Below are 25,337 nucleotides of genomic sequence, written 5' to 3'. Positions count from 1 at the left end.
GGGCTACGCTCGCCCCGATGACCGAGGTTGTTCTTGCCCGCGCGCTCACCGACCTGCCTGACGAGGTGGCCCAGGTACCTGCGCCGCCGGTTCCGAATGTCGACCAGCCGTATGCGCTGCGGGCGGCGACGGTGTCGGATGCCGCGATGGTCGCCGAATGGATGAACCGGCCACACCTGGCCGAGGCATGGGAGTACGACTGGCCGGTCGAGCGCTGGGAAGCGCATCTACAAGCTCAGCTCGACGGAACATACTCGTTACCGCTGATCGCCAGCCTCAACGATGTGGCGGGCGCCTACCTCGAGATATACCGTGCCGCAAAGGATTCGATCGCGCCGTGCTATGACGCCGACCCGCACGATCTCGGCTTGCACGCCGCGATCGCCGACCTCGGCGCGGTCAATCGGGGGTTGGCTCCCCGGCTACTCCCGCGGATCGTCGCCAATCTGTTCGCGATCGAACCCCGTTGTGACCGTGTGATGTTCGACCCGGACCACCGCAATACCGCGGCCCGCAGGCTGTGTGAGTTCGTCGGGTGCACCTTCCTCGGCGAGTTCGACATGGCGAATCGGAGGATGGCACTCTACGAGTTCGCGCGGCCGACCAACTTGGCGTAGCCGTCGAAGTCGGGCTTGAGCCCGGCGGCGACCAGTTCCCAGAGGACCTCGTCGGTTCCACCGCCGACGCGGGCCAGCTTCATATCGCGCCACCAGCGGCCGAGCGGTGTCTCGTCGACCAGAAACGCCGAGCCGCCGAAGATGTGCAGGCATTCGCCGGCGACCTCTTCGCCCAACCGGGCGGCGGTGACCTTCATCCCCGCGGCGGTACGCAGGTCGAGGCGCCCCCCGGCCGCGATCCCGTCAAGGCCGTGCCGCAGCAATGCCACGCGCGCGGACAGGTCGGCGATCCGCAGGCGCAATGCCTGATGTTCGAAGAGTGTCTGTCCGAACTGTTGGCGAGTCATCATGCGCGCCAGAGTGATTGCGATTGCCTTTTCGCAGGACGAGGCAACCTGCGCGGCCACCGACAGGCGTTCGTGCGCCAGGCCCCAGCTGATGGCGGCGAGACCGGTGCCCGACCGCGCGACCAGCGCCTCCTCGGGAACCCACGTGTCGATGTGTACGGCCGCGGTGTCCAGGGGTCCCGCGCTGAGCTTGCGGTAGGGCGGTTGGACGTCGACGTTCGCGGTCGGCACCGCGATCAGTGCGACGTTGCCGTGCCGGCTCGACGGGTCGTGGTCGACGCTGCGGGCCACCACGATGATGTGATCGGCGATGGGGGACAGCGAGACGAACTTCTTGATCCCGCGCACGTCGAATCCACCGTCGCGCTTGGAGATCGTGGTCTCGCAGATCTGGAGATCCGAGCCGCCCGATTCCTCCGATGCCCCGATGCAGAGCACCGTGTCGCCGTCGATGGCCTGTTCGCAGATCTCGCGTAGGTAGTCGGATCTGGCGAAGCGGCGCAGGATCGCGATCGCGGAGTCGTGCAGGCTGACACCCACCGCGATCCCGGCCGACATCAGATCCCCGAGGGATGACGCGAGCGCGATGAGCTTCCCGAGGTCGGCATGCGTCTGGGACGGCTCACCCCACTTCTGCCGGAACACTCCGGACTTGCCGAGGTGTTCGATCAGCTGGCGCGGGAATCGTTCGCTGGCTTCGGCATCCGCGGTCCACAGCGCGACCTGATCGTCGAAGGTGGCGTCCAGCAGTTCAGTGAAATCGGTCATGCGTTCTCCAGTTGGCTCTGCACTTCGAGGCGGCGCAACTTGCCCGACGATGTCCGTGGTAGCGACCCGGGCGCCAGCAGCATCACGGTGGCAGGCGCGACACCGCATACCGCGGCCACCCGTTGCGTGACCGCGGCGCGAGCTGCCGCCTCGTCGCGGCCGCGGAATTCGGCGGCCACCACCAGTCCGGGCCGTGGCGAACCGGGTGGGGTGCCCACGGCGACCACCGCGCCCTCGCGTACGCCCGGGATCTGGGCGACGACGTGTTCGACCTCGCTGGGGAAGATATTGCGCCCGGCAACCCAGATGATCTCTTTGGCGCGTCCGCAGACGACCAGTCCATCGTCGGTCAGATAGCCGAGATCGCCTGTGGGGAACCAGCTCTCGCCATCGATTGGTCCCTGACCGAGATAACCGCTCATCAGCGAGGTACCACGGATCTCGATCTGACCGACGCCCGACGGGGCGTTGTCGACGGGCACGCTGCGGATCTCCATCCCGTCGATCGGCGGTCCGAGCACAGCCTGGCGCTGCCTGCCGGTCGGACCGTCGACCTCGTCGACCAGCAGGCCGGTGCCGGCGGCCGGCATGGTGACCGCGCAGACGGATTCGGCCAGCCCGTAGGCGGGAGCGGCAGCCGAAGCGTGAAATCCGAAGGGTGTCATGGCTGTTGCGAAGCGGGTGAAGCCGTCACAGTCGATCGGCTCCCCGCCGTTGATCGCGACCCGGAGGCTACCCAGGTCGACCTCGCTGACGCGGCTGGCGTACTTGCCGATCAGGTTGTAGGCGAAATTCGGCCCGGCGGTGATGGTGGCACGGCTCTCGGTGATCCACTTCAGCCAGCGGAACGGGGAGGCCGCGAATGCGGCGGTCGGCGCCAGCCACAACGGGATGCCCGCGATCGCGGAGGTGACCAGGCACGTCAATCCCATGTCGTGGTAGAGCGGCAGCCATAGGCATCCGGTGTCGTAGGAGGCGTTCACAGAAAGCCGCTGGATCAGTCCGCGGGCGTTGCTCAGCACAGCGTTCGGCGACAACATTGCGGTGCGTGGATAACCGGTGGACCCGGCCGTTCCCTGCAGCACCGCGGCGTCGGTATATGCGGGCGCGACCGCACCTGCCGGATGACGGCCGGCCTCGGTGACATCATGGACTATCGTGCGGGAGTCGTTGTCGCGCAGCAGCTTCAGATCGGTCCCGTGGCTGAATGCCGCGCCGACGCCGATGTCGTGGAAACGGTCCAGCGCGTTGGTCGCCCACTGGACGGGGTCGGCACCCCGGGTCATCGTCGGCAGGATGGACACGCTGCGACCGGAGATCATCGCGCCGAACAGGACAGCGACCAGGTCGATCGTCGGCTCGCCGACCAAACCTATTGCGTGGGCGCCGGTTTCGTGAATGAGTGCGGCCGCCTGCTGGGCGCGGGCGTGCACCTCGGGCCACGGGCATCGTTGCCAGGTGTCGGTCTCACGGTCGAAGACGACCAGGTCGGTGGCCGATGAGGTCATCGACTCCGTGAGCGCCGATGCCAGTGCGTTCATCCCTGTGCTTTGGCCCGGATCGCGGTGTCGAGGTCGCCGAGCGTGTTGCAGGTGAGCAGTTCTTCCTCCGACAACACGACGCCGAGTTTCTCCTCGATCGCGACCATGCCGACGGCGAACGCCACCGAGTCGAGTCCGACCTCATCGATCAGGTGGGAGTCCGCGGTGAAGCGTGACACGTCGACCTGGAGGTCGTCGCGGAAGATGCTCGCCAGCTCGCCACTGATCGTCGATGAGTCCATGGGTCGGAAGAGTACGTCATGGAATTTGGTAAGGCTACCCTTATGCCTTTGTCTGTCCGCTGGAGCCAGCAGCGGTCCGCAGCCCCCAGTCGTGCGTAGCTCTCACAGCGAATTCATAGCTGGATCATAGCCAAATGTGCAGGTAGTTGCGTGGAGAGGATGACTAACTATGGTTAGCCAGGCCCATTGAAATATAGGTAAGCCTCAGCTAATGTCGCCTCCCGTCGCTAACGGCACGGAAAATAAATTCAAAGGAGCACACGTGTTACGAGCACTCAGCTTGTCGGGGGCCGATGCCATGTCCGTCCCGGCGCCCTCGGCCCGACGGGTCAACAAATTCCTGGCCGCAGGTGCGGCGATGGTGACGGCCGGCGCCCTTGCCGCCAGTCCGATCACCCCGTCGTTGCCGGCCGAGATTCAACAACGTGCCGTAGAACTGGCGGCGGTCGCGAACCCCATCGCGTCGCCGTTGACGGTCTACCCCGAGATCCTCACCAACACCCTGACCAACCTGCAGAATCTTGGTGAGGCCATCGCGGCCAACCCGTTGCCGGTGCTGTCCCAGATCGCGAGCAACCAGGCCGGCTATTTCGAGGACATCTTCGGCGGGATTGCGGCGATTCCCACCAACTGGGCGAAGTTCAGCCAGGGCACGGGCAGCGGCACTTCCGGCGGCGGGACTTATCTGAAGAATCTGCAAGCGGCGCTGGCCGCGGGCGACACCACCGCCGCCGCGACGGCCGCCAGCAGCTACCTGCTGTTCGGACTGCTGGCCACGCTGCAGCCGATCTACAGTCACTTGCTGACCACCACCCCGCGTGGCAGCACGGTGTCGACCCCGGGCATTCCGCAGGAGATCGCGCAGAACTTCGCCAATGCCATCGGTGTGATCTTCAGCAGCACAACGATTGTCAACGGCATCTTCACCGCGGTATACGGTGGTTCGCTCGGCACGGTGTTCGCCGTCGGGGAGACCCTCGGCGACGTCGCCAAGGCGGTTCAGTCCGGCGATCTCGGCGGCGCGATCAACGGTCTGATCAACCTGCCCGGAATCACTGTGGACGCCTTCGTGAATGGCTGGCAGCACCCGAGCGCACAGGTTGCGTGGCCGGCACTGCTGACCTATCAGAACACCGGCACCTATGCCACCACGTCGATCGGGCTGCTCGGCCAGCTTCTGGTCAAGATCCCGGCGGCGATCGCCAACGCCATCAAGCCGGCCACCACGACGGCCAGTGTCACCACGTCCGCAGCAGCGGTCACCGCGGCGGCAGAGACGACGTCGGGGACGGATAGCACAACCGAGGCCACCCCGGAATCGACCGAAAGTGCGACCACGACCGCCGTGACCTCCGAAAGCGGTTCGGTAAGTACACCTTCCGCGTCGAGCGCGGCCAGCAACAAGTCGGTGAAGAAGACGAGCAGCAGCTCGGTCAAGGCGTCCGACACCACCGCGTCATCGGGCACCAAGAAGACGGCGGGCAGCGGACACAGTGCCCGTGCCAAGTCGTCGGCATCGAAGTCGTCGGGTTCATCCGACTAGGACATCCCACGAAGAGCCGGGCTCCCGCATTCGCGGGGGTCCGGCTTTTCGGCATTGAGGGCCCCAAAAAAGGTAGCCCCCACTTTTCGGCTCGGATGTCCGACACTGGCACCGCCGGCGACCACGGGAGGTGTTGGGAGACGAGGAGTATCCATGGTGAGACCCAGAGGTGACGTCGGCGACGTCGCTCGCCCGATCTCGTTGGCACCGCTCACGGTGGTCGAGCTCGGGCCCGACGAGATGATCGACTGCGCCGCGCGGGCGGGGTTCGACGCCGTCGGGCTCCGCTTGATCCGAGCCACCGACGAAGAGCCGTTGCGCCCGACGATCGGCATGACGCCGCTGATCCGGGAGGCCCGCCGCAGGCTCGACGACACCGGGTTGGCACTGATCGACATCGAAGTGCTCCGCCTGACCCCGCAGACTCGGGTTCGGCATGACTACGAAGCCTTCGTCGAGACCGGGGCATACCTGGGTGCCAGTCAGATCCTGGCGACCGGCAACGATCCCGATCACGCGCGGCTGGCCGACCACCTGGCCGAACTTGCCGATCTGGCAGCCGATTACGGCCTGACCCCCAACCTCGAACCGATGCCGTGGACGGACGTGGTGAACCTCCAGCAGGCGGCCGCGGTCGTAACCCGTTGTGCGCATCCCAATGTCGGCCTGTTGGTCGATGCCCTGCACTACGATCGCGCACTCAACACGCCCGCGGATCTGACGGCGTTGCCGGCCGAATGGATCAACTACGTCCAGATCTGTGACGGCGTGGCCGAGCGGCCTACGACCGTCGAAGCGCTGCGGTACCAGGGCCGTAACGCCCGGCTCTTTCCCGGCGCTACCGGGAACATCGATCTGGTCGCGATGCTGCGTGCACTGCCGCCGGGTGTTCCGGTCAGCGTCGAGGCGCCGGTGCTCTGGCAGGCTCCTGCCCTTGATCGCAGCCGTGCCGCACTCCGGGGCGCGCGGGAGGTTCTCGAACTCGCCGATGCCGGCTGCCGGCACTCGGCCTGAGTTCGCCAACGGAACACGTTATGTCGCAATACATTCTGTGGCGATGGCGCGACCTGGCTCGAAATGCCGAGATCCGCGGACATTTGAGAATTTTTTTCCGGTTGGTTCTGGCTCAGTTCCCCAATCGTGTGGACGCACGTCACTTATCCCATGTGACCTCGGGTTTTCGGTGCCGAAGTCCGTTCGGCGACATGGCCGTTGCGGTTCGCAAAAACGCCGGAAATGCCGCCCGGGGCTCAGACGTAGGTATTGACCCGGGTGAAAGCCGATCCAAAGATGATGCTGCCTTTCTCTCAGGAAACGCACAGAACCAGCGCCTGCCACAGCGGCCAGGCCGTAAATTGCAAAGGGATTGTATGAACGCGAAGTTCGGACTCCGCAGAGCCGCAACGCATTCCACTCAGAACTACGTGACGCCGACGGGAGTCGCTGGGGCGGCGATGATCGGACTTTTCGCGTTGGCGGCCGCCGCCGCCGCGGTCGCCCTCGATGAGCCGACCACGATTTCGGCGCAGAGCGTCCAGGCACACGAGATCCGCCTGGTCTCCTGCGAGGCCTCGGGCAACGTCGCCGACCCGGGCTGCTCGTCGGCGCCTGAGGTTTCCAGTATCGCGACCCCTGACGCCTCCAAGTCGGTGTTGGCCAACGCCGTCGGCGTCAACGGCTGGCTGGTCGGCAACGGCGTCGACGCCGCGTCCGACTGCGTCGGTGCTGCGTGCAACGGCGGCAACGGCGGTCTGCTGTTCGGCAACGGCGGTGCCGGTGCCAACGGCGGCAACGGTGGCAACGCAGGCTGGCTCGGCGGCAACGGCGGCGATGGGGCGGCGGGCAAGAACGCCGTCTACAACACCGACGGCACGCTTCAGTCGGCAGCCACGAACGGTGGCAACGGCGGTAACGCCGGCCTGTTCTCCGGCAATGGCGGCAATGGTGGCGCGGGCGGTTCGGACACCAACACCAGCGCCGCGGGTGCGAACGCAAATGCGGTGGGCGGCAACGGCGGTAAGGGCGGTGATGGTGGCGCCCTGTCGGTGCTCAGCGCTGTCACGGGCGGCGCCGGTGCGAGCAAGGCAGGCAACGGCGGTGCGGGCGGTGCAGCTTCGTCGGTGAACGGCAACGCGACCGGCGGTAACGGCGGCGCCGGCGGCAGCTCGTTCTGGGGCCTGCCGCAGGATCCCGAGTCCCACCCGATCACCGACTACGGCCCAGGCTCGGGTGGAGCGGGCGGTAGCGCGACTGTCGGCCTGGCCGATGGGACCGGTGGCACCAGCAGCCAGACCGCGACCGGCGGTACCGGCGGCGCCGCGGGCTACGGCGGCCTGGCCGGCTCGTCGCCGAACGTTCTGGTCGGCAGCGGCGGCAAGGGCGGAAGCGCCACGGCCTACCAGAGCGGCAAGGCGGTCGGCGGTGCCGGCGGTGCCGGCGGCGGCCGACTTCTGGCCATGGGCACCGGGGGCGGTTCGGGTGGCGCTGCGAACTCGGAAGCCGGGACTGCGACCGGCGGCGCGGGCGGCCAGGGCGGTAGCGCCGGCATCTCCGGCCTCGGCGGCCGTGGCGGTACCGGCGGCAACGCGAAGTCGACCGAGGGCGGCAACACCACCGGTGGCCGTGGCGGTAACGGCGGTAACGGCGGCGCCATCGGCGGTAACGGTGGAGCCGGCCGCAACGGCGGCAGCGCAACCGGTGGTAACGCTCGCGGTGGCAACGGCGGGACGGGTGGCAACGGTGGCATGTCCGTCGGAAACCAGAACGGCGCGGGCACCGGTGTCGGCGGTGCCGGCGGCAGTGGCGGCAATTCCACCGGCGGTGCGGGCAAGTCCAGCACCGGTGGCAATGGCGGCTCCGGTGGCAGCGGCTCGGGCGGCAACGGCAACCAGGGCAACGACGGAAACGCCAGCAACAGCAGCTAGTAGCGCCCAGCTCGGCACGCATTGACGCGGGTACGAGCCTCGGCTGCATGGCAGCCGGGGTTCGTACCCGTTGTCTGTTTTCGGTCGGTAAGAGGTAGCCCCCCAAATGAGGTTAGGCCGCCCTAATATCTCTGCGGGGTGCGCTGGCACCAGTAGGAATGTCGGAGGAATTGGATGAAGGTGTGTGTCGTCGGGGCGGGGCCGTGCGGGCTCACGACCATCAAGCAGCTCCTCGACGAAGGCCATGAGGTCGTCTGCTTCGACAAGAACCCCGACGTTGGCGGGATCTGGCTTCGCCATGACGGTGACGACGACCGGATGAAGGCTTACGACGATCTGTATCTGACCATCTCGATGAAGCTGATGGCGTACTCGGACTTCCCGTTCCATGGCGATCGGAGGTTCTACTCCCGCGCGGAGTACCACGACTATCTCAGGGCCTACACCGACCGCTTCGGGCTCCGCGATCGCATTCGCTTCGGAAGCGAAGTCACCAACGTGCAACGGGTTTCGGATCGTTGGGTGGTGTCGGTGCGCCGCGACGGGATCGAATCCAAGGAACCTTTCGATGCCGTGGCGGTCTGCTCAGGACCGTTCAAGACCCCGAACCGGACTATTGCCGGGTTGGAGAACTTCACCGGCGAGATCGTGCATTCCTCCGAGTACCGGAACAACGAGCGGTTCCGTGACAAGCGTGTGCTCATCGTGGGCCTCGCCGAATCCGGCGCCGACATCGTCCGTCAGATCGGCGATGTCGCCGGTGCCTGCACGTTGGCCATCCGGTCGTACACCTACCTGTTGCCGAGGGTGTCCGACAGCACCAGGACGACCGACCACGGCACCGTCCGGGCGCACCACCACGAGATGTATCGTCGCGCCACCACCTATCCGCTCGAATTCCAAACATTCTGGGGGCGAAGCCCATTCGCGAAGGCCGTCTTCCTGGCCATGTCGGTCGTCTACGGATTCGCCACCTCCGTGCTGGCGGCCTTCGGCGGGCGCCGGGTCAAGGGCGGCTCCGCGACCAACCCGATGGGTGAAGCCATCGATCCCGCGAAACTGGACGTGGATACGCTCGAGAACGACGAGAACTGGAAGCTGATCGAGACGTGGAATCGCCGCTCCCATCCGGACGGCAGTTGGAGCCCGCGGCGCATCTTCTGCAAGAACGTCAGCTTCATTCCGGCTATCGCCGCGGGGCGAGTCACGTTGAACGATGCCGGAATTGAGAGCTCCGACGGAAACCGCGTCGTCTTCGCAGACTCGACAGATGCCGAGTTCGACACCGTTGTCCTGTGCACCGGCTTCGAGCACGACTTCAACATCGGCGATTTGCAGGTCGCGGATGGCAACGTCCGCAACCTGTACAAGCACTTCCTGCATCCCGACCATCGGGGGACGGTGGCGTTCATCGGCTTCGTCCGGCCCTTCTCGGGCGGCATTCCGATCTGTGCGGAGATGCAGGCCCGCTACTTCGCTCGGGTGTGCAGTGGCGCCCAACGACTGCCCGACGATCTCGACGACGTCATCCAGCGGGAGAAGGAATGGGAAGAGCATTGGACGGTGCTCAGTCCGCGCCAGACCGAATCCATTCCGTCGCAGATCATGTACCTCGACTCCCTCGCGCGGGAAATCGGCTGCCTCGTGCCGATGCACAAGATGCTGCTCAACCCGAAGCTGTTCATCCAGTTGTGGTTTGGCAGCTTCAATCAGTCCGGCTACCGAATCGTGGGACCGCACAACCTCGGTGACGCGGCTCTGGCGGACCTCTATTCCGAACCCGTCGAGAACCGAAGGGACATGGCGTTCCGCCACGTCGTGCTCCAGCTGGCACCCTCGTTCGTCCACCAGAAGCACATGATGGGCACGCCGACCCTGAATTGGGTCGACAGCCCGCTACTCGGGGGTACCTACCCATCGTCGAAAACCCCCGTCCCGGAGCTGGTGTCCAGCAGAGCCGCGGTGTGAGTCGATGCCGCTCGGTGCCGCGCTCCAAGGGCTGACCGTTCTGGCGGTGATCGTCATCGGTTCGGTGATCATCGGAAGCCTGTTCAGCCGGATCGGTCAGCCCAGGGTGTTGGGACCGATCGTCGTCGGTATCCTCGTGGGTACCGCTCTGGCCGCGTGCCCCGAACCCGTTCGCTCCGAGCTTGTCTCGACCACGTCTCGTCAACTGCTCGATGCCGTCGGAACTGCCGGCTTGCTGCTCCTGATGTTCTCGGCGGGCAATGAACTGAAGCGTTTCGGCACGTTGGGCGATGCCTCGCTGGGGTGGCGGGTGGCGCCGTGCGTCGTCATTCCCATCGCCGTGTCGGCGCTGGCGGCGTGGCCGTTCGCCGCGCGTATCGGCGGACCCGAGCACCACGACGTCTACGGCTGGCTGTTCGTCGGTGTGGCGCTGGGGATCACGGCCGTGCCGGTCCTGGTGCTGATCGTCAAGGACCTGGGTATCGGGCTGCTATCCGTCGCGCAGGTGGCACTGCGGGTCGCCGTCGTCACCGACGGATTCGCGTGGATTCTGGTGACCGGCTTGGTCGTGATCTCCCACGCGACCGCAATGTCGGCCCGGACGGTGGCGATCGGTGCTGCACTGCTGGTGATGGTGGTGCTGGTCGTTCCCCGGGTGATCGTCCGAATCGAGTGGCTCAACCGCGGTGCCGCGGCGTGGGCGATGATGGCCGTCTCGGCCCTTGCCGGCGCCGCTGCGACGCAGCTGCTCGGATTCCACCCGGCGATCGGCGCGGTGATCGCCGGTTTCACCTTCCCCGCCGCCCTTGCCGACGCGTCTTCGGGGCGCACGTTCTACTCGGTCGTCAATGTGCTGTGGCCGGCCTTCTTCGTCAGCATCGCGATGTCAGTTCCCCTGCAGGCCTTGCACGAGGTGGTGAGCTGGGGTGGCTTGGCGTGTGTAGCGATCCTTGCGATCGTCGCTGTGGCCTCGAAGCTGTTGGCAGGCATGATCTTCGGGATGATGAGCCGCTGGCCGTGGCGGACCTCGGCCAAACTGGGCGTGCTGTTGAATTGCCGCGGTGTCACCGAGATCGCCATCGCCTCAGTGGGTTTCCAGGCGAGGTTGATCAGTCCGTTCGCCTTCGCCATGCTGTGCGGTCTGGCGATTGCCACCACCGCGGCGACCGCGCCGCTCTATCGCGCACTCGGTATGGAGGCCAGCGAGACTCGGGAAACGACGGAAGTCGCCGAAGCCGCTTAGCAGCGCACGTCTCGGGCCGCGAGAATCGTGTCGGCGACCGCCCCGATATGGGGCGCCCGCACGATCGAATGGTGATCGCAGTCCAGCACCTGAGATTCGAGCTGCCCGGTCAGAATTCGTCGCCATAGCCGCGGATCGTCAGTGTTCAGATGGCTGAGGATCAGCAGTGCCCGGCCATCCCACGGAGCGGGCCGGTACCGGAATGCGGCCATCATGCCGACCTCTTCGATGGCCCGGGTCTTGCGGTCGTAGTCGCCGGAGAACAGACCCGCCAGTGGAACTGTCTTCTGGCGTTCCCACCAGGTCCCGAATCCGTTCGCATCATCGGTTTGCAGGGTCACCGTCGCACCGGGCACGTCCTTGCGGGCCTCCCATGCCACGCGGGGCGAGAGCCAGGGATCCAGCATGACGACCATCTCGACGGTCTCGCCGTCGGCCTGCAGCGCGCGGGCCGTCTCCAGCGCGATGTGCGCCCCCAGCGAATGGCCGACCAGTGTGTAGGGGCCGTGCGGCTGAATGCGGCGTAGATCGGTCCAATGCCGTTGCACGGCACGCTGTATCGACCAATCGGGCAGGGCACGTTCGGACAGCCCACTCGGCTCGAACGCATACACCGCGGTCCTGTCCCCGACGTGCTCGGCCAGCGGAAGGAAGCACAATGCGGACGCGCCCGCGCCGGTGAAGCAGAACAGGGGAGCGCCGGCGGTCTCGGCCGACAGCGGGCGCAGCGGCGTCGTGGTCGGCCGCAGGGCCCGCCGGGCCACTGCCCCTGGAGTCTTCTGGAGGGCGGCGGCCAGCGTCTGCGCGAACGACGCGACGGTCGGCGCACTGGCGAGATCGGTGGGTTTCAGGGCGATCCCGTGGGATTCGCGCAGTGCGACCAGCATCTGAGCGACGGACAGCGAATCGCCGCCAAGGGCGTAGAAGCTGTCGGTACGGCCGACGCGATCGATTCGCAGCACGTCGGCCCACAGGGTGGCGACCGTCGATTCATGGTCGTCGCAGGGGGATTCGAACGGTACTCGGGTCGGCTTCGGCAACGCCATCCGGTCGACCTTGCCGCGTTCGCCCCGGGGCAGGTTGGCCAGGATCTCGATGTTGGCGGGCACCATCCACGGCGGCAGATCTCGATGCAGGCGGGTTCGCAGTTCGGCTGCCGACGGTGTCCGCGCCGTCGCGCTGGGTGCGACATATGCGGTAAGCGTCGGGGTCCCAGCGCAATCGGCCACGACGGCGACTTCGCGGATGTCGGTATATGACGCCAGCATTGCCTCGATCTCGGCGGGCTCGACAAGGTAGCCGCGAATCTTGACCGTATTGTCGGCCCGGCCCGAGAACACCAGATTGCCGTGTTCGTCCCAGCGGCCCACGTCGCCGCCGACATACGTCGTGGTGCTGTTGCCGTTGTCGACGAACGTGGCCGTCGATGCCGACGGGTCCAGATATCCGCGACCGAGATAGCGGGAGGTGATCGACACGATCCCGTCCGCGTTGATCTCGACCTTCTTGTGCGGGGCGGCGATTCCCACCGGAATCACGCCGCGAGGTAGCGGTGCGGCAGGCGGGATGTCGTGACTGGCGATGGCCAACGTCTCGGTCGAGCCGACCCAGTTGGTGACCACCGCATCGGGAGCCAGCTCCCGCGCCAGCTTCACATGACGTGCCTGGATCGGCTCGCCGGTGGTGACGATGCGGGTGACATGAGGCAGGGTGGCGCCGACTGCGGCCCGGTGGAGGGCGTCGACAAACGACGGTGTGCACGTGATCGCCTGGGCATGAGAGCTCTTGATGCGGTCGAAGGCCTCGCGCGCGGTGTGTTCGCGTGGGTCGACGGCGACGATCTCGGCACCGCCGAGCAGCGAACCGATCAGGACGTTGAGCCCGCCGGCGAAGCTGATCGGCATGCACAGTGCCACCGTGCGGCCGTCGGCAAGGCCGAACCGTTCGTTCAGCAGTTGCGCATCGGCCAACCAGAGTCCGTTGGTGTGCAGCACGGCTTTCGGGGTGCCGGTGGATCCGGAGGTGAATTGGATGCTGGTCACGTCTTCGGTGTCGGTATCCGACCCGAGCGTGTGCCCACCCGCCCCGGCCGCGGACTCCACCGGCACCACGTCGTAGTCGTGTTCGGCGAGGATGGCCGCGATGGTGTCGGTGCGGTTGCGGGGCAGTTCTGGGTCGAGCGCCACCACGACAGTGCCGGCCGCGATGAGGCCGAGGATGGTGGACACGGTGGCGGCGTCGAGGGAACCCGGGATGAGCGCCGCCCGCGGCGATTGGCCGCAGCGCCGGGCGCCATCGCGTACCCCGCATGCCGAGGCGAACAGATCGTCGTAGGTGACCGCCTGGGTCGCGGTTCGCAACGCCACCCGATTCGGGTAGCTCTTGGCGGTCGCCTCGAAGTGAGCTGCTACAGAACGGTATTCGAGTGGTCGTTCGGGCGGAACGGATGCCGGATCCGGTTGGTATTCCGGCGTCGCGACCGCCGTAGGACGTTGTGTGCGGTGCCGCCGGATCTGCGTCGCGGCGAGGATGGTGGCTCCCGCGGCGACGATCGTCAGCCCGACCGGTAACAACCGCGTCGAGCCCGAATCACTCGGCAATGGGGATCCGGCGGTCGCTCGGGTGCACGGCGTTGAACCGCATCACCGGTTGATGTGCTCGATCGGCCAGCACGTCGCGGCCGGCGAGATCGAATGCCGCCGCGGACATCTCATGCTCGTGATGACGCGCGGGCTGGTGTCGCGCCGCATGTGTGGTGGGTGGTGCCGCGGTGCGGCTTCCGCGTGCCGCTGCTTCCAGAAGGTCGGCGGCGGCCTCGACGCTGTCCTGCGGGGTGGTCATCTGTTCGGCGACCTTGGCGGCGCGCCGCCGATAACGTGGCTCCAGCACGGTCTGCAGTCCGGTACGGATCGACTCGGGGGTCGCGATGGAAAATCGTTCGGAGGTGCCCACCCCGAGTTGGCTGACCTGCTTGGCCCACAGCGGCTGCTCCGCGCTGATCCACAGCACGAACGTCGGCATGCCCGCGCGCAACCCGGCTGCCGTGGTACCGGCCCCGCCGTGGTGAACGACGGCACGACATCTCGGGAACACGGCGGCGTGATTCACGTTGCGCACGATGCGTACGTCGGGTGACGAGGTGTCTGGAATATCCCACACCCCAGAACAGATCAGCGCACGCTCACCGAGTTCGGCGCACACCTCGGTGATCATCGCCACCGCAGCCGTCGGGCATTCGACCGGCATGCTGCCGAAGCCGAAATAGACGGGTGGTTTGCCCGCATCGATCCAGGCGTCGGTGTGCGCGTCGCTGTCGGTATCGAGTTGCAGTGTGAGGGAGCCGATCAGAGGGCGCAGCCCTGCCCACTCTTGCGCCAGGCCGTCGAAAAACAGTGGGTCATAAGCCTGGATCTCGACCGCGCTCAGCTCGACGATGCGCCGGATCGCCCGTTTCCGGGTGCGCGGCAAGCCCAATGCGCGTCGTTGCGCACTCTCGGCTCGCTTCATCAATCGCCAGTACACGGCCTCGGCGATCGGCCAGATCCTGTGGGCCAGCCAGCCGGGCACGCGGGGAAACATCACGCTGTTGGCGCGGAATGGGAAGTAGTGCAAGGACGCCAGCGGTGTATCGAGGTGCTCGGCGACATTGGCCGCCACCTCTTGGTAGGTGGTGCCGGTCAGGATCAGATCGGCATCGGAGGCCAGCGACACCAGGGAATTGCTCATTTCAGCCCAGCCCTGGCTCAGGTAGTCCTCGAGCTCACGCCATTCCCTGTGCGGGTTTCGGACTCCCCAGGACTTGCGGAAGATGGACGCCTCGAGTTGTTGCTGCGAATCCACACCATAGGGCTTCACGGGACCGATACCGCACGCCTCGACGAAGGCGACCAAATTGGGAGGTACTGCCATCGACACGTCGTGGCCGCGGCGGATCAGTTCAAGTGCCACCACTGCACACGGCTCGATGTCGCCGCGGGTGCCGTGAACGGCTATCGCGAACTTCATCGCGTCGGTTTCCTCCTCCCGCGGGCACATGCGCGCACCGAAAATCAGCCGGGCCTTGCAGTTTGGTTTCACGCTTGAGCGCACCGCCGGCTGTGGCGCGAGCAAGCACGGCGGCGCACCGCCCTGAGCCGAACGGTCGTCCGGCGCTTGGTTGTGGCCATTATTGCGGGCTTGGCGCTTCCTGTGGGGGCTACGTCTGGGCGCTGCCGCAGACGGCGGGCGGGTTGGTCCTAGCCCGCACCGCCGGATTGCGCGGCGCCCCGGTACCCCCGCACCGCCACCGGGACGAAGACCGCCGCCAGGCCGACCAACCACGCGAGCGAGCCGAGCAGGGCGTGACCGGCCGGCTCGCCCTGGGAGAGCGCCCGCATCGCCTCGATGACGTGAGCCAGTGGTTGGGCGCGTGCGATCGGCTCGACCCAATCCGGGAAGTGCTCGAGTGGCGCCACCCCTCCCGTGCAGAAGGCCATCCCAATTGCCGTGCCGCCCAACAGCGTCAGTAACGGGGCGCTGTTGTTGCGCACCGCGACGGCCATCACGATGGCGGCGAAGACGAGAGTGACCAAGACCGGCATCAGCAGGAACGGGATGACCGCGTGCCAGGAACCCTCGAACCGCAACCCGAGGCCCATCCCGACCAGAAGTATCAGGAAGCTCGCGACCAGTGTTTGTGCGGCTTCGGCCAGCAGGGTGCCTGCCAGGAAGCTTCCCCGGTGTACGGGCATCACCCAAAATCGGCTCAGCAGACCACTATCGCGTTCACCGGGGATATGGAAGCCGGCACCGAGGGTTCCCATCATGGTGCCCGCCACGATGCACATCGGAACGAGCGTGGCGAGGTTGTCGGATCCGGTGACATGCATCATCGACTTGCTGATCACCAGGTAGTACGTCAACAGCAACAGGGTGGGCACCAGTACGGACTGCAGCGGGACCATCGGATGCAGCCGCCAATGCATGAACATGCGCTCGGTGAGGATGAGGGCGGGCGCGATCCGCCGGCGGGTGCCGATGACGGTACTCATACCGGCCGCCTCTGCATGCGAACGGCGATCAGCCCGAACACAATAAGAAGGCCCAGGCACCATGCCGCGGTGATCGCCAGTTGGCTGCCCGCGACATTTCCGCCGGCAAGTCCGCGGATGGTGTCGGTCACCACCGACACCGGTTGATACCGGACAAAGGGTTGGACCCAGTTCGGAAAGGCTTCGGCGGGAGCCAATCCCGTCGAGACCAGAATAAGGATCAGTTGGGGCATCAGCAAGAGCTGACTGCCGCCGATCCTGCGCAGCCAGGTACCGGTGGCGTCGGCGCCCAGTGAGAGCGCCAGGGTCAGGCACAGCGGGATCGCCACGAACGCCACCGTGCAGGCGACGCCGCCGGTGATCCGGAAGCCCAGGAGGTAGGCCGTCACCAGCGCCGCCGCCAGCGACAAGATTCCGCGGAGAAGGCAGTACAGCATGCGCGCGATCATCGGTGCGAGCAACGAAATCGGCTGTGTCCGAAGCCGAAGCGTCAGGCCCGACGCCTGTTCCCGGCCCGCCCGATCGGCCGTCGTCACCGCGCCGAGCAGCATCGCCTGGACGATGATCGCGGGCACCAGATAGTCGGCGTAACTCATCTCGCCGGTATCGATGACGTGTCGCAGCGCGCCGTTGAGCCCCAGCAGAGTTCCCACCGGAACCAATACGGACAGCGCCAGGTCGAAGTCACGCACGGCGGTGTGCACGACGCGTTCGGTCAGCGCGGTGATGGCGGTCATGGGGCGAGCGCGGCCGTGCTCAAGTGCAGGAACACCTCGTCGAGAGTTGGCTTACGCAACGAGATGTCGACGAGGCCGACGCCGAGCTGGTCGGTCCGTCGGATCACCTCCGCGAGGGTGCCGACGCCGTCACGAGCGCGCACCGACACGGTGTTGGTCTCGGCGTCGGCGTCGACGTCGTCGATATCGCCGAGTGCGGCCACGACGCGCGAGATGTCGGCAGCGCGGACGAGGGTCACCTGACAGTAGGTGGCGCCAGCCTGTTGCTTGAGATCGTCGGCAGTGCCGTGTGCGACCATCCGTCCCGAGTTGAGGATCACGATCGAATCACTCAGTACGTCAGCCTCTTCGAGGTACTGGGTGGTGAGCAGCACCGTGACACCGTGGGCGGCCAGAGTGGCCACCAGCTCCCAGACCTGGCGGCGGCTGCGCGGATCCAGGCCGGTAGTCGGCTCGTCGAGAAACAGCACCTTGGGCGTCACGACCAGCGCGGCCGCGATGTCGAGGCGGCGCCGCATCCCACCGGAGTAGGTCGAGACGGGCCGGTCGGCCGCATGGTCGAGTTCGAATTGGGTGATCAACTCGTCAGCACGTCGGCGTGCTTCCTTGCGGCGCATACCCCGCAGCCGTCCGAACAGGGTCAGGTTCTGCCGACCGGTGATCACGTTGTCGACACTCGCACTCTGTCCGGTGACACCGATGCTGTCCCGGACCTGTTCGGCCTGCGAGACGACGTCGTACCCCGCTACCACGGCTCGGCCGCCGCTCGGCGGAATCAACGTCGAAAGTATCTGTACCGCGGTGGTTTTGCCCGCACCATTGTGTCCGAGCAGTGCCAGCACCGAGCCGGTCGGCACCGTGAAGCTCACGTCGGTCAGTGCGGATACCCCACCGTAGGTCTTGCTGAGGCGATCGAGCTCGATCATCAGCGGATCACCTTCCATTCCGTACTGACCGACCGGTTCAAGAAGAACACCGAGATCGAGTTGCTGGACCACTGCCACAGGAGTTTGCGCCAACCGATCGCCTTGGCGCGCCTGCCGGAGTGAAAGACGGTCAGATCCCGGGCGAAATACGTTCTGCCGACCCGCGACAGCCGCCGGAAGAGATCCATATCCTCCGAAGCGACGAGATTCTCGTTGAATCCGCCGACTTCTGTGAACGCCTCGGCGGCGACCATCTGGAACTTCCCGCTGGCCGCTCCCACCCGAAGGATGTTGTTCTGCAACAGAAACTGCAACCCGAGCATCGTGAACACGAATCGATCAGCCGCGGTGGCGGATTCAGGCACCACCCGGTACTGACCGGTCAATGCCACCAGTCGGTTGTCGGACTGGAACCGGGCGTGCGAGCTACGGAAGAATTCGTCGATGTCCGGGATCAGGACGTCGGCGTCGACGAACACCAGATAGTCGCCCCGTGCCGCGGCGGCACCCCGGTTTCTGACCTGGGCGATGGTCCGCTTCTCCGGCTCGTCGTAGCGGACGACCGTGGTGGCATAGCGCTCGCAGATCTCGACGGTGCCATCGGTGCTGTTGTCGTCGGACACGATGATCTCGTGGTCGCCCGAATAGGCGGCCAGACACTCGAGGGTCTTGGCGACGGTGTGTTGCTCGTTCAGGGTCGGCACGACGAAGGAGATCACCGCGGCTCATTCCCTCCAGCACCCTGCAGAACAGTTAGAAATCAGCGCAGCCTAACGGTTGTCCGGCGCGTTTTGGGGCCTACGTTCGGACGGTTCAGCCCCGCGAACTGGGGTTATCCGTCGACGGTACGGAGGTCCAACCAAGAACACAGGTTAGGCTACCCTCAACGGATGACCGACGTGACCGCGGCGCCGATCGAGGCGGCCGGGTGGGCTGAATTACCGCACGGAATGGCTCCGGCGGATGTGGTTGCGCAACTGGCTGCCGCCGTACCCGAACGGATGGGCGCCGACTACCTGGTCTACGAGCAGGACGCCCGCTGGACGCTGGCGATCGGCACCCGGGCGTCGATCGAACTCGATCGTGATGAGTGCCGGATCAGCGACGGCGGTCCCGTGGTGAGCCGGCGATGGAGCGGGCGACCCGCGGCAGTGCTCGCTGAAGCACTCGATACCGTGCTGGCCGACGGCGAACCGGCGTTCGGATGGATAGCGTTCGAACTCGGCGCGCACCGGCTGGGCTTGTTCGACCGGATCCCCGCCGGCACACCGCTGGCCCGAATCTTCACTCCGCTGAGTCGAGTCGTGGTCTCGGACAACGGGATCGATGTCATCAACGGTGACGACCAACTCCGTGCCGCGGTGAGTGATCTTCGGCCCGGCGCATTGAACGGCCGAGTCTGCGGGGTGGACGTTTCGGTCGATCACAGCCGATACCGGGACCGTGTCGCGACGGCGGTCGCCGAGATCCGGAATGGCCGCTACCAGAAGGTGATTCTGTCCCGCACGGTCGACGTTCCCTTCACCGTCGACTTCCCGGCCACCTACAGTGTCGGCCGACGACACAACACCCCCGCGCGGTCGTTCCTGATGCGTCTGGGCGGTATCCGGGCGTTGGGATTCAGCCCCGAACTGGTGACCGCCGTGGACAGCGACGGTGCGGTGATCACCGAACCACTGGCCGGAACAAGGGCATTCGGTCGCGGGACTACTGATGACCAAGCCGCCCGTGACGATCTGGAGTCGGATTCCAAAGAGATCGTCGAACATGCGCTCTCAGTGCGCACGTCGATGCTCGAGATCGCCGAGGTGGCCGAACCGGGCAGTGTGGCGGTGACCGACTTCATGACTGTGCGGGAGCGCGGCAGCGTCCAGCACCTCGGTTCTACCGTCGGGGCTCGACTGGATCCTGCGCACAACCGGATGGATGCGCTGGAGGCGCTGTTCCCCGCAGTCACGGCGTCGGGTATCCCGAAAAGTCCTGGGGTCGACGCGATCCTGCGGCTCGATGAGATGCCGCGCGGCCTGTACTCGGGCGCGGTCGCGATGTTCACCCCCGACGGTGGTCTGGATGCCGCGCTCGCGCTGCGTGCGGCCTACGAGGTCGATTCGCGGACCTGGCTGCGCGCGGGTGCGGGCATCATCGCGGTGTCGTCGCCCGAGCGAGAGTTCGAGGAGACCTGCGAGAAGATGGGTTGCCTTGCACCCCATCTGGTTCCGCGTACCGGCTGATCGGGATCACGGACACAGCTGCGCGACGATTGCGCGTTTGTCGACCTTCCCGACCGCGGTGGTCGGCAAGGCGGGCATTGGCGCGATCATGTCGGGACGGCTGTGTACGGCGACGCCGCGGGCGTCGAGATGGTCGTTGAGCTCGGACAGTGACACCGGACGTCCGCGAAAGACTATTGCGGCACAGATCTTCTCACCCAGATAGGGATCGGGCAGGCCTACGGCCGCGGCGGTGGACACCGCCGGGTGGGTCAGTAGGTGGCTTTCGAGGTCGAGCGCGGAGATGGTCTCGCCGGCCCGCAGGATGACATCCTTGACCCGGCCGGTGACCTCGACATAACCGTTGGCGAAGCGCCGCACCTTGTCGCCGCTGCGGTAGAAGCCGTCCGGGGTGAACGACCGCTGGTTCTCGGCCTCGGCCCGGAAGTAGCCGTTGATCGTGTATGGCCCACGCACCAATAGCTCGCCGGGCTCGCCGTCGGGCACCGCGACGCCGGCGTCGTCGACGATCCGCAGCTCGTCGTGCTCGGCCAGCGGGCGGCCCTGGGTCTGGTCGACGATCTCAGCGGGGTCGCCAATTCTCGTGTAGCACAACAGGCCTTCGGCCATTCCGAACACCTGCTGCAGCCCGGGGGTGAGCACGGAGCGGATCTGCCGGGCATCGTCGGCAGCCAGTTTCGCACCGCCGACTTGCAGCAGCCGCAGGGTGGTCGGGAGCTGTTCCTCCCACTCGCAGGCCTGCGCCCACAACCGCGCCAGCGCCGGCACCAGTGCCGTGGCGGTGACGCCGTGACGGGCGATCGTGGCAAACGCCGCTTCCGGACTGGGATCTCGACCGAACACCACCGTCGCCCCGACGGTCATCGCGCCAAGGAGCCCGGGGCACGCGAGCGGGAAGTTGTGGCCCGCGGGCAACGACACGAGATACACATCCGCATCGGTGAGCTCGCACAGCTGAGCACTCGCGGTGGCGTTGTAGACGTAGTCGTCGTGCGTGCGGGGGATCAGTTTCGGCGCGCCGGTCGTGCCGCCGGACACCAGCAGCACGGCCGGCCCGCACGTATCCGGGCACAGCTGTGGGGGTCGCCCGTCGCCCGCGCACAGCTGAGGCCAGGAGATGTGCGGGCCCGCATCGCCGTCGACGATGATGTGCCGCAGCTTGTTGTCGCGCTCGAGAAGCCGCTCGGCCATGGCCCGGAAGTCGAATCCGGCGTCGGTTCCCACGATGACGCCGACCGCCTCGCTCACGTCGAGGAAGTGCGCGAGCTCCGCGTCGCGGTGACCGGGCAGGCACATCACCGGTAGAGCGCCCGCCCGCAGCAGCCCGAACAGCGCGACAGCGAACTGGCAACTGTTGGGCAGCTGGACCAGTACCGCGTCCCCGGTGCCGATGCCCAACCCGACAAGCCCCGCCGCCGCCGAATCGGCGCGTCGGTCCAGCTCAGCGTAGGTGAGCGTGGTCCGGTCGTCGATGACGGCCGGGTGATCGGGCCAGCGCGCGGCGGCCGACCGAAGGATCTCGTCGAGGGGCCGGCCGGCCCAGTAACCCGCGTCGCGGTACGCCGTCGCACGGTCCGGTGGAAAGGGTGTGAACCCGGTCATTGCACTCCCTGAGGTAGGCATCTTCGCGCAGCGAGCATAGGGTAGCCTTCCCAAAGTTAGGTGAGGCTGTAAAGGTGCAGGAGGCGACAGTGACCGGGGCTGACGTCGGCTCCCCGCACCCGGGGGGTCCGGAAGCGGCCAGGATCACCGACCGGGTCGCCGAGCTGCTCGGCGTCGACTGCGCTGACATCGACCCGGAAGACGACCTGATCGCGCAGGGGCTCGACTCGATCCGGATGATGACCCTGGCCGGACAGTGGCGTCGCGCCGGTTTCGACATCGACTTCGCCAGGCTGGCGGCTGCCCCGTCGGTCCGCGCCTGGGCTGAGCTGCTGACGCCCGCCGACCGGCCCGATCCGGCACCGGCACATGCCCAACCTGCCGATGGCGAGCCGTTCGCGATGGCGCCGATGCAGCACGCGATGTGGATCGGCAGGCATGCCGACCAACAACTGGGCGGCGTGGCCGGTCACCTCTACGTCGAGTTCGACGGTTCCGTGACGGACCCGGACCGCTTCCGGCGGGCGGCCACCCAACTGGCCGCCCGGCATCCGATGCTGCGCGTGCAGTTCCTGCCCGACGGAACCCAGCGCATCGGTCCCGCCCCGGATCCGTTCCCCGTTGCGGTCACCGACCTTCGTGGCGCCGACGATGTGGCGGTCGGTCAGCACCTGGCGGCCGTTCGCACGGCCAAGTCGCGCCAACAGCTCTCCGGCCAGGTACTCGAGCTGACGCTGACCCTGCTGCCCCGAGACCGCACCCGCCTGCATGTCGACCTGGATATGCAGGCCGCCGACGCGATGAGCTACCGGGCGCTGATGACCGACCTGGCCGCGCTGTACGGCGGTGACCCGCTCACCGATATCGGCTACACGTATCAGCAATACCGCCAACACGTTTCGCAGCCGGACAGCTTCGAGGACGATCGGCAGTGGTGGGCTGAGCGGGTGCCCGAGTTGCCCGATGCGCCGGCGCTGCCGCTGCGGCCCGTCGCCCAGCGGACCGACCCGCACCGGCCCGGCCGCCGTTGGCATTGGCTGGATCCGGCGACCCGCGACGGCCTCTTCGCGCGGGCCCGGCGGCGCGGTGTCACACCGGCGATGACCCTGGCGGCCTCGTTCGCCGACACCGTGGCCGGCTGGTCGGCCGATCCGCGCTTCCTGCTCAACGTCCCGCTGTTCGGCCGGGAGCCGCTGCATCCCGACGTCGAGAAGGTGGTCGGTGACTTCACCTCATCGCTGCTTCTCGACATCGACCTTGCCGCCGCGAACACCCCCGCGCAGCGAGCACGATCGGTGCAACAGAGCATGCACGAGGCCGCGGCGCACGCGTCGTATCCCGGTCTATCGGTGCTGCGCGACCTCAGCCGCCACCGCGGGACGCAGGTGCTGGCGCCAGTCGTGTTCACCAGCGCGCTCGGCCTCGGAGAACTGTTCAGTCCCGAGGTGACAACACAATTCGGCTCACCGGAGTGGATCATCTCCCAGGGGCCGCAGGTTCTGCTCGACGCTCAGGTGACCGAATTCGGCGGCGGCATCCTGCTGAACTGGGACGTCCGGGAGGACGCCTTCTGCCCCGGTGTGATCGACGCGATGTTCGCTCGACACATCGACGAAGTGCGGCACCTGGCCCACGACGACGAGGGCTGGGACGCCCCGCGCGAGACGCTGCTGCCCGCGCTGCAGCGCAAGGCCCGGGAAGCGGTCACGACGACCGCGCCCCCCAGCGGGCGAATGCTGCACGACGGCTTCTTCGCAGCCGCCGCCCGTCAGCCAGATGCACCTGCGGCCTTCTCCGGGATGGGCGACCTGACGTATGGGGAGTTGCGGCGACAGGCGCTGGCGGTCGCCGCCGCATTGCGCGCCGCGGGGCTCCCCGACGGCGGGACCGTCGCGGTGCTCGGCCCCAAGACCGCGGAGCAGGTGCCTGCCCTGCTGGGAATCCACGCGGCCGGCGGCGTCTATCTGCCGATCGGCGCAGACCAGCCGGCTGAGCGGGCTCAACGGATCATTGCGGGCGCGGCGGTGGACATCGCACTGGTGTGTGGCACCGAACTGCCCGACGTCGCGGTGCCTGCCATGACGGTTGCCGACGCTGTCGCCCGCGGGGACGGCATCGAATCATCCTCGGTCACCGGTGATCCCAACCGCCTCGCCTATGTGTTGTTCACCTCGGGGTCGACCGGCGAGCCGAAGGGCGTAGAGGTCACCCACGACGCCGCGATGAACACCGTCGAGTTCATCACCGAGCATTTCGGGCTCGGACCAGACGACCGATGCCTGGCGCTGTCCACCCTGGAGTGCGATATCTCGGTGCTGGACATCTTCGCCACCCTGGCCACCGGCGGGGCGATCGTCGTCGTCGGCGAGGAGCATCGTCGCGACCCGGATCAGTGGGTGCGGCTCATCGAGGCCCATCAGGTCACCGTGCTCCACTTCCTGCCCGGCTGGCTGGCAATGCTGCTCGAGGTCGCAGGCCCGTTGCCGACCGTGCGGGTGGTCCCGACGGGCGGGGACTGGGTCACCCCCGCGATGGCCAGACAGTTGCGCGACCGCGCCCCCGAAGTCCGGTTTGCCGGCCTCGGTGGCGCCACCGAGACGGCGATTCACAACACGGTCTGCGAAGTGGTCGACGTGCCGGCCGACTGGACCGCGATTCCGTTCGGAAAACCATTGCCCAACAACCGGTGCCGCGTTGTCAGCGCGACAGGTGATGATTGCCCGGACTGGGTGCCCGGCGAGCTGTGGATCGGTGGACGCGGTATCGCCCGCGGCTACCGGGGCAGACCCGACCTGACCGCCGAGCGATTCGTCGACCACGACGGCATCACCTGGTATCGCACCGGGGATCTGGCCCGCTTCTGGCCGGACGGGACATGCGAGTTCGTCGGCCGCGCCGACAACCGGGTCAAGATCAGCGGCTACCGGGTGGAACTCGGCGAGGTGGAGGCGGCGCTGCAACGGTTGCCAGGTGTGCTCGGTGCCGTCGCGGTGACGCTCCCTGCGCGAACCGGCGCCCAGGACTGGCTGGCTGCGAGTGTCGTGCTCGCAGCGGATTCGCCGCCGGTCGACGAACTTCGGCATCAGTTGGGCAAAGTGATTCCACCCCACATGGTTCCGCAGCACGTCGAGGTACTGGACCACATCCCTTACACGGTGGGTGGCAAGGTCGACCGGCAGGCGGTCGCGCGTCAGCTGGCCGATCACGCCGAATCCGCGGCTATGTACCGGCCCGCTGTCGGCCCCTTGCAATCGGCGCTCACGGCCATCGTCGCCGGTGTCCTCGGGGCGCCACGGTTGGGAGTCGACGACGACTTCTTCAGCCAGGGCGGCGATTCCGTCCTGGCCACCACCGTGGTCGCACGGATCAGGCAATGGCTGGACGTCCCGGGCGTCAGCGTCGCCGACATCTTCGCCACCCGCACCGTCGAAGGCCTGGCCAACCGGCTTCGTGAACTCGAACCCGCCGAGCGGCTCGACGAAATCGCCGAGCTGTATCTCGAAGTGACCGACATGGACAGCGCTGAGGTGGCCATGGCGCTCACCACAGCCGGTGACGCAGCGCAGCGGATGCCCGGCTGACGCCGCCGCGCTCGATGATCACCGACACCGAGGAGAT

Annotated in this window: 18 protein-coding genes; 8 read left to right on the top strand and 10 right to left on the bottom strand. The window is 66.9% G+C overall.

All coding sequences use genetic code 11. From position 1 onward, the window contains the following. Positions 1-17 precede the first annotated feature (17 nt). Complete coding sequence (locus EV580_RS21570; RefSeq protein WP_133693422.1) at positions 18-617, top strand: GNAT family N-acetyltransferase; 600 nt, start codon at positions 18-20, stop codon at positions 615-617. On the opposite strand, the gene EV580_RS21565 is transcribed toward EV580_RS21570, so the two are convergent. The 3 genes from EV580_RS21565 to EV580_RS21555 are packed head-to-tail and all read right to left on the bottom strand — an operon-like array spanning position 584 to position 3,515. Beyond that, the gene (locus tag EV580_RS21565) at positions 584-1,732 is read right to left on the bottom strand and encodes an acyl-CoA dehydrogenase family protein (RefSeq protein WP_133693420.1); all 1,149 of its coding nucleotides are present in this window, start codon (positions 1,730-1,732) and stop codon (positions 584-586) included. The genes EV580_RS21570 and EV580_RS21565 overlap by 34 nt on opposite strands. Then, on the bottom strand, positions 1,729-3,273 hold the full coding sequence (mbtM, locus tag EV580_RS21560; protein WP_133693418.1) for a long-chain-fatty acid--ACP ligase MbtM: 1,545 nt from the start codon (positions 3,271-3,273) through the stop codon (positions 1,729-1,731). The genes EV580_RS21565 and mbtM overlap by 4 nt, the downstream gene beginning before the upstream one ends. Beyond that, entirely contained in the window at positions 3,270-3,515 is a 246-nt protein-coding gene (locus EV580_RS21555) for an acyl carrier protein (protein WP_133693416.1), read from the bottom strand. Before EV580_RS21555 ends, mbtM begins: the two co-directional genes overlap by 4 nt. A 262-nt stretch (positions 3,516-3,777) precedes the next feature. On the opposite strand from EV580_RS21555, the gene EV580_RS21550 reads away from it, so the two are divergent. From EV580_RS21550 to EV580_RS21530, 5 genes are all read left to right on the top strand, one after another. Beyond that, a complete protein-coding gene (locus tag EV580_RS21550) occupies positions 3,778-5,058 on the top strand; it encodes a hypothetical protein (protein WP_133693414.1) in 1,281 nt (426 codons plus the stop codon). Positions 5,059-5,211: 153 nt separating this feature from the next. After that, positions 5,212-6,072, top strand: coding sequence for a sugar phosphate isomerase/epimerase family protein (locus EV580_RS21545; RefSeq protein ID WP_133693412.1), 861 nt, complete (start codon positions 5,212-5,214; stop codon positions 6,070-6,072). Between the two features lie 356 nt (positions 6,073-6,428). Beyond that, on the top strand, positions 6,429-7,982 hold the full coding sequence (locus EV580_RS21540; protein ID WP_133693410.1) for a hypothetical protein: 1,554 nt from the start codon (positions 6,429-6,431) through the stop codon (positions 7,980-7,982). A gap of 174 nt (positions 7,983-8,156) precedes the next feature. Next, positions 8,157-9,950: a flavin-containing monooxygenase gene (locus tag EV580_RS21535; protein WP_133693408.1), complete on the top strand. Its 1,794-nt coding sequence runs from the start codon at positions 8,157-8,159 to the stop codon at positions 9,948-9,950. Positions 9,951-9,954: 4 nt separating this feature from the next. Beyond that, complete coding sequence (locus EV580_RS21530; protein WP_133693406.1) at positions 9,955-11,193, top strand: cation:proton antiporter; 1,239 nt, start codon at positions 9,955-9,957, stop codon at positions 11,191-11,193. Here the strand turns inward: EV580_RS21530 and EV580_RS21525 are convergent. The 6 genes from EV580_RS21525 to EV580_RS21500 all read right to left on the bottom strand — a co-directional run bounded on the left by EV580_RS21525 (position 11,190) and on the right by EV580_RS21500 (position 18,605). After that, a complete protein-coding gene (locus EV580_RS21525; protein ID WP_133693403.1) occupies positions 11,190-13,793 on the bottom strand; it encodes an alpha/beta fold hydrolase in 2,604 nt (867 codons plus the stop codon). The genes EV580_RS21530 and EV580_RS21525 overlap by 4 nt on opposite strands. Further along, positions 13,783-15,198: a glycosyltransferase gene (locus EV580_RS21520; protein WP_133694121.1), complete on the bottom strand. Its 1,416-nt coding sequence runs from the start codon at positions 15,196-15,198 to the stop codon at positions 13,783-13,785. Before EV580_RS21520 ends, EV580_RS21525 begins: the two co-directional genes overlap by 11 nt. Before the next feature lie 230 nt (positions 15,199-15,428). Beyond that, positions 15,429-16,223, bottom strand: a complete 795-nt coding sequence (locus EV580_RS21515) for an ABC transporter permease (protein ID WP_133693401.1) — start codon at positions 16,221-16,223, stop codon at positions 15,429-15,431. After that, positions 16,220-16,960, bottom strand: coding sequence for an ABC transporter permease (locus tag EV580_RS21510; protein WP_133693399.1), 741 nt, complete (start codon positions 16,958-16,960; stop codon positions 16,220-16,222). The genes EV580_RS21515 and EV580_RS21510 overlap by 4 nt, the downstream gene beginning before the upstream one ends. Continuing rightward, on the bottom strand, positions 16,957-17,886 hold the full coding sequence (locus EV580_RS21505; RefSeq protein ID WP_133693397.1) for an ATP-binding cassette domain-containing protein: 930 nt from the start codon (positions 17,884-17,886) through the stop codon (positions 16,957-16,959). Before EV580_RS21505 ends, EV580_RS21510 begins: the two co-directional genes overlap by 4 nt. Next, positions 17,886-18,605: a glycosyltransferase gene (locus tag EV580_RS21500; protein ID WP_133693395.1), complete on the bottom strand. Its 720-nt coding sequence runs from the start codon at positions 18,603-18,605 to the stop codon at positions 17,886-17,888. The genes EV580_RS21505 and EV580_RS21500 overlap by 1 nt, the downstream gene beginning before the upstream one ends. A gap of 171 nt (positions 18,606-18,776) precedes the next feature. Here EV580_RS21500 and EV580_RS21495 point away from each other — a divergent pair, with 171 nt between their 5' ends. After that, positions 18,777-20,117, top strand: coding sequence for a salicylate synthase (locus EV580_RS21495; RefSeq protein WP_133693393.1), 1,341 nt, complete (start codon positions 18,777-18,779; stop codon positions 20,115-20,117). Positions 20,118-20,123: 6 nt separating this feature from the next. On the opposite strand, the gene EV580_RS21490 is transcribed toward EV580_RS21495, so the two are convergent. Continuing rightward, positions 20,124-21,719, bottom strand: coding sequence for a (2,3-dihydroxybenzoyl)adenylate synthase (locus EV580_RS21490; RefSeq protein WP_133693391.1), 1,596 nt, complete (start codon positions 21,717-21,719; stop codon positions 20,124-20,126). Positions 21,720-21,808: 89 nt separating this feature from the next. Here EV580_RS21490 and EV580_RS21485 point away from each other — a divergent pair, with 89 nt between their 5' ends. Further along, entirely contained in the window at positions 21,809-25,300 is a 3,492-nt protein-coding gene (locus EV580_RS21485) for a non-ribosomal peptide synthetase (RefSeq protein WP_133693389.1), read from the top strand. The last annotated feature ends 37 nt before the right edge of the window (positions 25,301-25,337 follow it).

This window comes from Mycobacterium sp. BK086 (assembly GCA_004362315.1).
In the GTDB taxonomy this organism is placed as follows: Bacteria; Actinomycetota; Actinomycetes; order Mycobacteriales; family Mycobacteriaceae; genus Mycobacterium.
This window is presented reverse-complemented; position numbering and strand designations above follow the sequence as displayed.